Source organism: Pradoshia sp. Z4_20, from assembly GCF_058216035.1.
Map to the genome: position 1 here is coordinate 1,037,274 of NZ_JBZAJD010000001.1, position 11,588 is coordinate 1,048,861.

The following is an 11,588-nucleotide window of genomic DNA, read 5'->3' on the forward strand; positions in this document are numbered from 1 at the left end:
GCCGAGTATATATATTCTTCATAAAAGCGGAAATTAGAAATATTCATATTAAGTGATTATGTGACAAGGCAATCAAACAAAACAGGGTATTCTCAAAATCTGAGAATACCCTGTTTTAGTTACTATTAAGGGTGAAGCAAAGAGATTTCAATAGTCCCTACTTTATATGAATGATGTTCTTTCAATTTCATTTAAGTAAGAACATCTGTACCCTATATGGTATGATAATGGTACTATGACGCAGGTTGGGTGAGTGTACATGTTAGGTGAGTATCATATATCCATTAGACAGTTAGTTGAATATGTTTATCGGGGCGGCGATTTGGACGGACGTTTTCGCACGGCCAGTTCTATGATTGAGGGGACAAGAATTCATCAAAGAAGACAAGCAGAATATGAGGAGAACGATGAAAAAGAGGTACCTCTTAATCTGATAATGGAATACGGGGATATTCTTTATGAGATTGAAGGAAGATGTGATGGTATTTTACATAGGCGAGAAGGAACAGTCATTGAGGAAATTAAATCAACCTCTGGAGCTCTTGATGGGATTGATGAAAATACATACCCTGTACACTGGGCTCAGGCAATGTGTTATGGCTATATATACTGTTTGAATGAAGGTCTGAAACATATTGATATACAATTGACTTACGTACAAATATTGACTAATCAAACAGCCTCGTTTCGCAAAACCCTAACATTTAAAGAATTAGAACAATTTCTAACTCAAGTACTCGAAAACTTTACACCATTTGCAATCCTGCAATTAAAGATACGGAGAGAAAAGCTCAATTCAGCAGCAAAAATTGAATTTCCGTTCGGAAATTTTAGAAAGGGACAGCGAAAGCTCATAGGAGCAGCCTGGAAAACCATTTCTGAACGAAAAAAATTATTCGCATTGGCGCCAACTGGCATTGGAAAGACCATTTCTTTTATATTTCCATCCATAAAAATGATGGGAGAAATAGACCATAAGATTGAACGATTTTTCTATTTAACAGCCAAAACAATTACGAGGCAAGTGGCTGAGGATACACTAAACATCTTAATTGGCAAAGGTTTAAAAGTGAAAACTGTTACCCTTACAGCTAAGGATAAAATGTGTCCTGATTGCACCTCTGGCCAATGTATATATGGGGAGGGGCATTATGACCGAATTAATGCTGCTGTTTTGGATATTTTAGAAAATGAATGGTTAATGGATAGAGAAACAATTCTGGAATACGCTCAGCGCCACCGAGTATGTCCTTTTGAATATTCGATTGAATTAGCATACCTGGCAGACATTGTGATTTGCGATTATAATTATATTTTTGATCCACGAGTATTCTTGAAACGACTATCTGATGAGCAAAAGAAACGAACTGTAATTCTGGTTGATGAAGCGCATAATCTGGTGGAACGCGGCCGGGAAATGTTTTCTGCAGAGTTGGAAAAGAAAGCATTTCTAGATATAAAAAGGGCGTACGGCCAATTGAATCCAGAGCTATCAAATGCAGCTAAAGTAATTAATGCATTATTGATTCAGCAAAGGAAGAAATTGGGCGAAAGGAAATCAGCTGCTTATTCGGAAAAGCCGGACGAGTTGCTGGATGCACTGGAAGATTTCGTACTTCATGCCGGTGCTCAATTAACCAGGTATGGAGAAAATCATACGTCAAATGAAATTGATTTATTAGAAACCTTTTTTCAATCACAGAATTTCCTACGGATAGCTAAGTATTATAATGAGCATTATACGACGCATGTAATAAAGGGAAGCAATAATGTATACTTAAAGCTGTTTTGTTTGGATCCTGCTTTAAATTTGCAAAAGATGACGAAGGGATTTGCTTCCACTCTATTCTTCTCGGCTACATTGACGCCAATTGGCTATTACATGGATGCATTAGGAAGTGGTGATGGGGATTATCGGATTCAAATCGGTTCACCATTTTCCCCAGATCAGTTGGATATAGCAATACAGCCGCTTTCTACAAGATTCCATGATCGCTCGGTATCTAGTGTTCAAATTGCCAGAACCATTCATGCAATTACAAAAAACAGAGGTAATTTTTTAGTGTTTTTCCCGTCCTACCAATTTTTAAGAATGGTTATGGACGAACTGGAGGAATTTGAGGAACCTTCTAAAATTCTGATACAAAATCAAGGAATGAGTGAGCAGGAAAGAGAAGATTTTCTGTCAGCCTTTGAAGAGAACCTAGATATTCCTGTAATTGGCTTTACAGTATTAGGCGGAATCTTTTCTGAAGGAATCCACCTGGTTGGCAATAGATTGAGTGGGGTTATCATAATTGGAGTTGGATTGCCTCAATTAAATGAAGAAAGAAACTTAATTCGCGACTATTATCACTCAAAAAGTAAAAATGGATTTGATTACGCGTATGTTTATCCGGGGATGAACAAAGTATTGCAGGCTGCAGGTCGATTAATTCGCAGTGAACAGGATACAGGTACGCTTACTTTAATAGATGATCGATTTTTAACCGATAAATATCAATCTTTGTTTCCTGAAATGTGGAGTCAGTTTAAAATTATTAATAGTTACAAGGATATTGTTACATAAAAGGAGATTTATATGAAAGAGCAAAAAGTAAGAGGATTCGAAGTTGTTAATTCTGCGTATATCAAGGTTCAAATGACGGAGGATGAAGTCAAGCTCCCAATGCGCGGAGATGCCGGATCAGCAGGATATGATTTTTTTTCAAACGAAACCATTACATTGAATGTTGGAGGAAAGCATCTGTTTTGGACTAACGTCAAAGCCTATATGCAGCAAAATGAATTATTGGAGATACATATCAGAAGTAGTTTGGGAGTGAAATATGGGCTAGTTCTATCAAATGGGACAGGCATTATTGATTCTTCCTACTATGGAAACCCTGAAAATGATGGGAATATTGGTATTTCCATTACTAATCGCGGAGAAGCTCCGGTTCTTGTAAAAAAAGGGGACAGGATTGCACAGGGTATTTTTAAACAGTATCTATTAGCAGATGAGGATCAAGTACTACATGCAAGCAGAACCGGTGGATTTGGTTCAACCAAACGCTGATTGGTACGGTAATAAATTGTTATTAATAATCGCTTTTGTTTTAAATCTTTTCAAATGGGTAAAAATAGGTAAATGAAACCCTTATTGGAAGAGAGATGATTCAAATGCTTTGGACATTAGTTGGAATCTTATTGGCTATATGGTTATTAGGTCTTATATTTAAAATTGGCGGAGCAATTATCCATGTTTTCTTAATAGTGGCTGCGTTAGTACTTGTTTATAATATTATTAAAAACAGAATTTCGCAAAGGTGAATAGGCAGATCTAAAACTAAAGAAATCACATTAACTATATCAGCCAATTAATTGAGGACTATATAAGGACATTGCTTCCTATATATAGTCCTTTTTAGATGGACAGAATTGAGTATGTTTCGTTACTCGAGTTGTTTTTTGATTATCATTAAACATCTGACCTTATTTTTTACCTCTTTACATAGACGATAAAGCAAAGAAAAGTATATTTTAAGCGAAAAAATGGAATTACACGAAAGTAATCATTTTACATGAATATTACAATATTCTCAATCTGGAGATGTTTTAAAGTTAGTAAAGGATATCAGGTGTATTTGTCGAATATAGAACATACATGTAAAGCTAAGTGAAATGGTGGTCTAATGGAATGGAGCCAATTTTATTAAAGCAAAGTGAATATCAACAGCTGATTGAGGATTTATTGATTAAAGAAGAGGCGAGTTTATTTCAGGAGTATTTAGATTCGATTAAGGCGCCGAATAAAGAGGATTATCTAGAATCTTTGAAACAACCGCGTAAGATTATGTTTATGCAATTGATTGACACGATAAACGGGAAAATATCTGAAAGCCAAATTAAGGAAATGGCGGCAAGCACAGCCGTTGAGCGAATGGATGATATTAATATAGGAGATGTCTTATATAATATCAATCAGGGGCGCAGAATATTTGTGAATTTTGTGCTGAAGATGGATATACCGTCTTATGTACTACAAAGTACAGTTAATAATATCAATAGACAATTTGACACATTCAGCTATGAAATGGTTTCGACCTGTATACACTTAAAAAATCAAGTCATTGATCAGAAGACTACGTTCATCAATGAAAACCATAAGGATAAATTAGCACTGCTCGGCCAAATATCATCAAGCTTTGTGCATGAATTCCGTAATCCGCTTACTGCTGTAATGGGCTTTAATAAGATTTTGAGAAAAGAATTTCCGGATATGAAATACTTGGATATCATGGAATATGAGCTTAATCAATTAAATTTTCGCATTAGCCAATTTTTGCACACATCAAAGGCTGAATTCAATGAAGAGATTATCATGGATATATCAATCAGAGATCTGATTGAAGAGATTAAACAATTAAGCTATGCGAACATTATCGACACCAATGTTAAGGTTGAAATCGATGTTCCGGAAGATTTAATTATAAAGGCAAGCAGAAATGGATTGAAGCAGGTTGCCCTTAATCTGTTTGTTAACTCAATTGATGCCTTGAAAAATCAGCCGCCTCAGCGTGTGATTAAAGTAAAATCCACAATTAAGAACAATCAATTAGTGATAAGTTTGTCCAATAATGGGCCAATGATTGCAAATGATATTATTGAGTCGATCTTTGAGCCATTTTTCACTACGAAGGAATTAGGTACGGGTATTGGCCTGTATGTATGCAAAAAAATTATTGATAGTTATAATGGAGACTTATTATGCACATCCAATCCAGAATGGACGGAATTCAGTATTTATCTGCCCGATTCTATCATTATCAATCCTCCGCAGTGAGTTCTATTTAAGAGCTCTTTATTGTTCGGATTCGTTTTTCAAATTTGATATGGGTCATTTACATTTATTCGGTTAGTAATTAAAAATACCTCTAAAAGCAGTCCGGAGAGGCTGACAGGGCTGTATGAATGACTCAGGATCAATACGCTGTTTATTTGTATATGTAATAGAAATTAAGCAGCACTTACCCAATATGGGCAGGTGCTGTTTTTTATGGGTAATTATGTTTTAAAAGAAAAAGAGCAAGAGCAAGCATTCTCACAGGAACAGTAATAAAAGCTTATTATGGCGCTCGGATTTAGATTCTATTAATCCACGTCGTTTTACACAATGGACAAGAAAGAAGAAGAGAAATTTGTATATTTCCATCAGATTCCATTTTCATGGATATCAAAATCGACGGGGATAAATGTGTTAGACTATCAAACACCTGTAATCATTGATGTGTGTGATTTGAAGACATGAATAATTGAACATTAGCGTGTGATTGCCAAAATACAGGTTGGCATCATAATTGCATTATTGTAAGTGATGGCAAAATACAATGGATGCTTGCCAATTCCCCATAGAGGATGATTTCATATTGAACCATTTAAGTGATTTTGTTCAAATAAATTAAAGTTTAAATATGGAGGGATTTATGTGACGACATCTAATTTGGATTTATCCAGATCATTGTTGATCGGAGAGTATCTACGCAGGTCAGCACACACAGCTCATGAGAGAGAGGCATACATATTTGGCAGTGAGAGACGGACCTATCGTGAGGCAGAGAAAAGAGCAACCCACTTAGCGGGTTGGTTGCAGGAAAATGGAATAGGATATCAGGATAAGGTTGGATTTATGCTCTTGAATGGACTTCCTTTTATTGATGTTTTCTTTGCCACCTCATTGGTGGGAGCATTGGGAGTTCCAATAAATTTTCGCCTCACAAAAGATGAGCTAGCATATATCATAGGGCAATCTGAGTGTAAAATATTATTTGTTGATCACGTTTTTTTACCTGTGATTGAGTCGATACGATCACAAATTCAGCTTGTAGACAGTATAGTTATCGTGAATGGAGATTCTTCCTCTTCCCATATACCATATGAGACAATATATGACCGCTCCTCAACGTATCGCCCATGCAATTCATTATCGGGTGATGATGGTGCGCTTATTATTTATACTTCAGGTACAACTGGGCGTCCAAAAGGAGCAGTTTTAACTCATCAAAATATGTGCATGAATGGGATGAACCAAGTCGTCACAGCAGGACTTAGCTCGAATTTTAAGCAATTATTAGTTGCTCCCTTATTTCACATTGCTGCTCTATCAACTCTTTTATACCCCATTAATGGAACTACCGTGATTCATTCACAATTCAACCCCGAAGCAGTACTTCAAACCATCGAGAAAGAGCGAATTAATTTTATCTTTTTAGCACCGACCATGTGGCATATGCTTGTAGAATTCCCTTCGATTGAAGACTATGATCTAACATCATTAGAAAGGTGTGCCGCTGGGAGTGCACCCTGTTCTCTATTATTGAAAGAGAAGATAACAAAATATTTTCCAAATGGGAAACTGCGCGATCCTTTTGGACAAACAGAAATGAGCCCAGTTACCACCTGTCTTCAGCCAGAGGACTCTATTAGGAAAAATTCATCCGTTGGTAAGCCGGTGGTCAACGTAGAAGTCCGGGTTGTTGATGACCATATGAATGATGTTCCGCTCGGGGATGTAGGTGAAATTGTCTACCGTGGACCAACCGTTATGAAAGAATATTATAAAAACCCAGAGGCAACAAGAGAGGCATTCCATGGAGGATGGTTTCATAGCGGGGATTTAGTTCGGATGGATGATGAAGGGTTTATTTATGTCGTTGACCGTAAAAAAGATATGATTATTAGTGGAGGAGAGAATATCTATCCAGCCGAAATCGAACAAGTCTTAAATAGGCATGCCAAAGTGGTTGAAAGTGCTGTGGTCGGTGCAGTTGATGAAAAATGGGGAGAAGTGGTTCAAGCATATATCGTTCTGAAGTCTGGTGAAACAATGACAGAGGAAGAAGTCATTCTCTTTTGCCAGAATCATTTGGCATCCTATAAAAAGCCTAAGCTGGTACATTTCGTAGATTCATTGCCAAGAAACGCAGCTGGGAAAATTGTTAAGACAGTCCTTAGAAAGGGATATTTAGAGACAGAAAAGTAGATAAGGTCAGTCATTTGAGCATGAGGCAGTGAGAGGCATATTTAGTGGCTAATCACTGCCTTTATTTATGCGACTTTGCTAGTTAAATTTTAATTTATAAGGGAGAAAAAAGGATCAACTATATGTGTCTATCGGGTAATTATCTATACTAATAGGCACGGTAGAATAATAATCGTTATAGTGGCTTAAATATAGAAGTATCTCAAAAATGAAAATCTGCGCTTATTTGGCTTCTTTTCACACATACTCTCACTAATTTGATCATTACAAAGTGGTTTGGCTCAATTATGTTGAAGTTCGGCTCAATAATTAATTAAATCCGCTCTATTACTATTAATCCACGCTTTATTATTTACTTAAAGTACCTTTTAAGCTATGTATATGGATTGATTTTAAATGGGAAATCGTTTTTTCTAAATTAACAAGTCTTAATAAAAGAAGTAATGTATCACTGTTTCCAAAGAATAATAGTTTCAAAATTAAATCCTATGAATAGAAGTGTGGAAATTGATGATAGATTTATTCTATCTTTTTTTAGTTAGCTTACAAATTACAACATATTATGTATAGGTTTTAAGTTACAGTTTAAGTAAAGAAGTTCCGTCTGCAGGTCAAAAAGCCTATGATTGATATTCAAACAGCAAGGAAAAAAGGTTGTTTGGAAATCAATCATTTCTACATAAAAGCCATACTATTTTTCTGATTCTCACATGGATGGTGTGTTGGCACGGAACTTGCAATTAGTTAAGTGAAGGCTGTTCCAAGTGGATGCAACATAATGTAAGCGCTTTATTATTGGTGGGAGGAGGGAATACATACGAAAAGTATCCATGAAAATAAAACTAATTATTCTTAAAGGAGGGATACGAATGCGTGAATATGTAACTACCAAACAAATGATTAAAAAGGATTCACTCCCATATAGGCTATACCAAAAGGCAAAAAGACATGGGATATGGAATCCGGTTGATATTGACTTTAGCCAGGATAAAGAGGATTGGAAAAAGCTAAGTCCTGACCAACAGCAGGAAGTTCTGATTCAATTTGCACAGTTTATTGGCGGGGAGGAAGCTGTCTCGGAGGATATCCTGCCGATGATTATGGCTGTATCCAAAAAAGGATGGTTTGAAGAGGAATCTTACCTATCTACATTCTTATTTGAAGAAGCTAAGCATGCGGAGTTCTTTAGTTTATTTTTAGAAGAAATAGGCGTGACTGAGGATCTCAGCCATCTCCTGACATCCGGGCACAGGAAATTATTTGACGATGTCCTCCCTAAGACAATGAATAGATTACTCGTAGATCAGTCACCTGAAGCAATGCTGGATGCTGCGGTCACATACAATATCTTTGCTGAAGGTGTATTGGCGGAAACGGGATATTGGTTCTTCTATGAAGCTTTATCAAAAGCGAATTTGTTCCCTGGATTTATTGAAGGAATCCGGAATGTAAAGAGGGACGAAGGACGCCATATTGGATTTGGCACATTCCTTATTCAGCGCTTGATTCATGAAAAGCCCGAGTTATTTGATCGTGTCCAAGTAAGACTCCAGGAGTTGCTTCCAATTGCCTATGAGCTGACAACCAGGGAAGATGGGGAAAAAGTGACAAGTCTCGGTATCGAGGAAGGAAAAGCAATGGAATATGCGCTAAAACAATTGAGTGCTCGGATTGAGGTACTATCACGTGCCCAGGAGAAAACGCTGGAAGAAATTCATGAAACTGAAGTTATTTTTGAGTAAGAAAATAGGTAGAAAAGGGAGGATATAGGATGAGTACAGACGTGAAGGTTCAGGAATTTGCACAATTTATTGGTGGAGAATGGACACCAGGCTCTACGGGAGAAATGTTCGATGTCATAAATCCAGCTACATCCGAAGTAATTGCTAAAGTCCCTAAAGGTACAAAAGATGACGTGAATAAAGCTGTCCTAAATGCAAAAGAAGTTTTTGAATCAGGTATATGGTCAAGGAAAACACAAGCAGAGAGAGCGCAAATTATGATGCGTTTTGCCGGTAAAATCAAGGATTATGCACAGGAGTTAATCTATTTGGAGGGAATCAGTACGGGAGCCACCCTGCGTAAAATTGGCGGGGCAGATATTATGCAGCTTATCCTCTCTCTCCAGCAAACAGCCAGCATGTCTCTTGAATATGAGTTTGTGGAGGCATTGCCTGTAAAGCAAATGTTCGGAGCAAACAGAGCCCAGTTAGTTCGGGAACCATTAGGGGTCGTAGCAGCTATTACACCGTTTAATTTTCCTCTTGTATTGGCAATGTGGAAGGTTGCACCTGCAATTGCCATGGGGAATTCCATTATCGTTAAGCCAGCATCAGATACTCCGCTTGGCACATTGAAATTAGCAGAGATTGCTGTCGAAGCAGGTCTTCCTAAAGGAGTTTTCAATGTCATTACCGGATCAGGTTCAGAGGTAGGAGAGGCGCTTGTGACACATCTGGATGTGGAGAAGATTGCGTTCACAGGTTCAACTGAAACAGGAAAGAAAATCATGGAGTTAGCCTCTTCAGGTGTGAAAAAAGTTACGCTCGAGCTTGGCGGGAAGGCACCTGCAATTGTACTTCCAGATGCTGATTTAGAAGTGGCCATACCAGGTATTTTGCTTGGCGTATTTTTCCACGCTGGTCAAGTTTGTGAAGCAAGTACGCGTGTCCTTGTTCATGAATCCATGTATGATACTGTCGTTGAACAGTTAGTTGCAATGAGTGCAAAAATTAAACTGGGTCATCCGCTTGATCCAAATACAGGTATGGGTCCGGTTATTTCAGAAATACAAATGAATAAAATTTTGGGCTATATAGACTCCGGTTTAGAAGAAGGAGCACGTCTTGTTTGTGGTGGTAAAAAAGCAGAAGGACCGGGACTTGATCAAGGATATTTTATTGAGCCTACTATTTTTGCAGATGTCACAAATGATATGAAAATAGCCCGGGAAGAAATCTTTGGACCAGTTCTGTGTGTGATGAAGTATTCAACAGTGGAAGAAGCTATTGAAATCGCAAATGATACGATTTATGGATTAACAGCAGGAGTATGGTCACGTGATGTCGTAAAAGCAAACGAAATTGCCACGCAGCTTAGGGCAGGGACAATTTGGATTAATGAATGGCACGCATTCAGAAATGATGCCCCATTCGGCGGTTATAAACAAAGCGGGCTTGGACGTGAATTGGGAAGTCAGGTTTTCAATGAGTATACAGAGCTGAAAAGTATCATAACCGCACTTACAAATGAAAATGAACAACGGGCAGCTTTAGGGCTGATATTCTAGCATTCTTTTAAAACTAATAGGAATGGGGAGATAAGATGAAGGTTACTTCGTATTATGAATTTATCCATCGATCAATCATTAAGAATGGAGCAGGGTCGCATATACTTATTCCAGACTTAATTCAGTCATTGGGTGGTAAACGTCCGGTTTTATTTTCCGATAAAGGGTTAACCCAGGCTGGACTGACGAAAAAAATACAGCGTTTATTTGAAATGGTGCCTGGCATACAGCTGGCGGGAGTATTTGACGATGTTACTCAGGATGCTAAATCTTCCAATATTAATAATGGTCTGCACTATTTTAAACAATGTAATGGAGACTCTATTATTGCCATCGGTGGTGGTTCGGTCATGGACACGGCGAAAACAATCAAATGGTGTCTTCATAAAAAAGTGGACAAAATTGAACATGCCTTGAATGGAAATGTCATAGAAGTTTGGCCAGAGGCTCAGCATATGGGCATACCTCATATTTCGATTGCGACAACAGCTGGAACAGGCGCCGAAATATCGGGTATTTCGGTTGTTTATAATGAACAATTAGGAGTGAAGTGTAATTTGCTCCATCCATTTATCAATTCAGATATCGCGATTCTTGATCCTGAGTTAACCGTCGGCTTACCGGCTAAAGTTACTGCTTTTACTGGATTGGATGCCTTGACTCATGCTGTGGAAGGGTATTTTTCCAATAACTCAAATACTATGGGAGATGCATTTGCACTCCATTCTGCTAAACTAATTCGAGCCAATTTGGAAACAGCTGTACATGAAGGGAACAATATTGCAGCGCGCGCCAATATGCTCCAGGCGAGCGCTATGGCTATAACAAGTTTTGTCTTAGCTTTTGCCGAAATGCCTATCCATAATATGGCCCATGCCCTGGGTGCAAAGTATGGAATTCCACATGGTCTGGCTAATGCAGTTTTAATGCCGAGTGTTATGAAAAACCTAGCTCCACTTTATATACCTAAGATTAAAGAATTTGCTCAGGCACTTGGTATTAAGGATATTGCTAATACTGAGGAAGAGTGTTTGCAGCAATGTATTGATGAAATTGTCGCTCTTCGTAGAGCTGTAAACTTACCGGATGATTTTTCGGAATTTAACATAAACTCTGCAGAGATACCGGAGCTTATATCAGCTATTCAAAATGATCCATCCGGTCAGACATATCGTATACCGAATGAAGTCATTGAGCAGGTTTGCCGAGAGGTTTTATGGGCTAAGGTGATTGTTTAATAGGTTGATATATAGATTCCAGTTTTTAAGGAGGTAGTTA

Annotated in this window: 8 protein-coding genes; all 8 read left to right on the forward strand. The window is 37.8% G+C overall.

What is annotated here, in order from left to right:
• Nucleotides 1-259 precede the first annotated feature (259 nt).
• Complete coding sequence (locus AC4BHP_RS05010; RefSeq protein ID WP_490551489.1) at nucleotides 260-2,569, forward strand: ATP-dependent DNA helicase; 2,310 nt, start codon at nucleotides 260-262, stop codon at nucleotides 2,567-2,569.
• A gap of 12 nt (nucleotides 2,570-2,581) precedes the next feature.
• Entirely contained in the window at nucleotides 2,582-3,058 is a 477-nt protein-coding gene (locus AC4BHP_RS05015; protein ID WP_066103479.1) for a dCTP deaminase/dUTPase family protein, read from the forward strand.
• 104 nt (nucleotides 3,059-3,162) lie between these two features.
• Nucleotides 3,163-3,312 carry a lmo0937 family membrane protein gene (locus AC4BHP_RS05020; protein WP_139063809.1) on the forward strand — a complete coding sequence of 50 codons (150 nt, stop codon included), beginning with the start codon at nucleotides 3,163-3,165 and terminating at the stop codon, nucleotides 3,310-3,312.
• Nucleotides 3,313-3,679: 367 nt separating this feature from the next.
• Complete coding sequence (locus AC4BHP_RS05025) at nucleotides 3,680-4,825, forward strand: histidine kinase N-terminal domain-containing protein (RefSeq protein ID WP_066103480.1); 1,146 nt, start codon at nucleotides 3,680-3,682, stop codon at nucleotides 4,823-4,825.
• A gap of 642 nt (nucleotides 4,826-5,467) precedes the next feature.
• Complete coding sequence (locus AC4BHP_RS05030; RefSeq protein ID WP_066103481.1) at nucleotides 5,468-7,021, forward strand: acyl-CoA synthetase; 1,554 nt, start codon at nucleotides 5,468-5,470, stop codon at nucleotides 7,019-7,021.
• Nucleotides 7,022-7,890: 869 nt separating this feature from the next.
• On the forward strand, nucleotides 7,891-8,763 hold the full coding sequence (locus tag AC4BHP_RS05035) for a R2-like ligand-binding oxidase (RefSeq protein ID WP_139891860.1): 873 nt from the start codon (nucleotides 7,891-7,893) through the stop codon (nucleotides 8,761-8,763).
• A 29-nt stretch (nucleotides 8,764-8,792) separates the two neighbouring features.
• Entirely contained in the window at nucleotides 8,793-10,310 is a 1,518-nt protein-coding gene (locus AC4BHP_RS05040) for an aldehyde dehydrogenase family protein (protein WP_139891861.1), read from the forward strand.
• 35 nt (nucleotides 10,311-10,345) lie between these two features.
• On the forward strand, nucleotides 10,346-11,548 hold the full coding sequence (locus tag AC4BHP_RS05045; RefSeq protein ID WP_140461524.1) for an iron-containing alcohol dehydrogenase: 1,203 nt from the start codon (nucleotides 10,346-10,348) through the stop codon (nucleotides 11,546-11,548).
• Nucleotides 11,549-11,588: the final 40 nt, after the last annotated feature.

Coding starts and splice junctions, on each gene's coding strand:
- AC4BHP_RS05045 (WP_140461524.1), top strand. CDS start 10,346: ATGAAGGTTACTTCGTATTATGAATTTATCCATCGATCAATCATTAAG.
- AC4BHP_RS05020 (WP_139063809.1), top strand. CDS start 3,163: ATGCTTTGGACATTAGTTGGAATCTTATTGGCTATATGGTTATTAGGT.
- AC4BHP_RS05035 (WP_139891860.1), top strand. CDS start 7,891: ATGCGTGAATATGTAACTACCAAACAAATGATTAAAAAGGATTCACTC.
- AC4BHP_RS05025 (WP_066103480.1), top strand. CDS start 3,680: ATGGAGCCAATTTTATTAAAGCAAAGTGAATATCAACAGCTGATTGAG.
- AC4BHP_RS05040 (WP_139891861.1), top strand. CDS start 8,793: ATGAGTACAGACGTGAAGGTTCAGGAATTTGCACAATTTATTGGTGGA.
- AC4BHP_RS05015 (WP_066103479.1), top strand. CDS start 2,582: ATGAAAGAGCAAAAAGTAAGAGGATTCGAAGTTGTTAATTCTGCGTAT.
- AC4BHP_RS05010 (WP_490551489.1), top strand. CDS start 260: ATGTTAGGTGAGTATCATATATCCATTAGACAGTTAGTTGAATATGTT.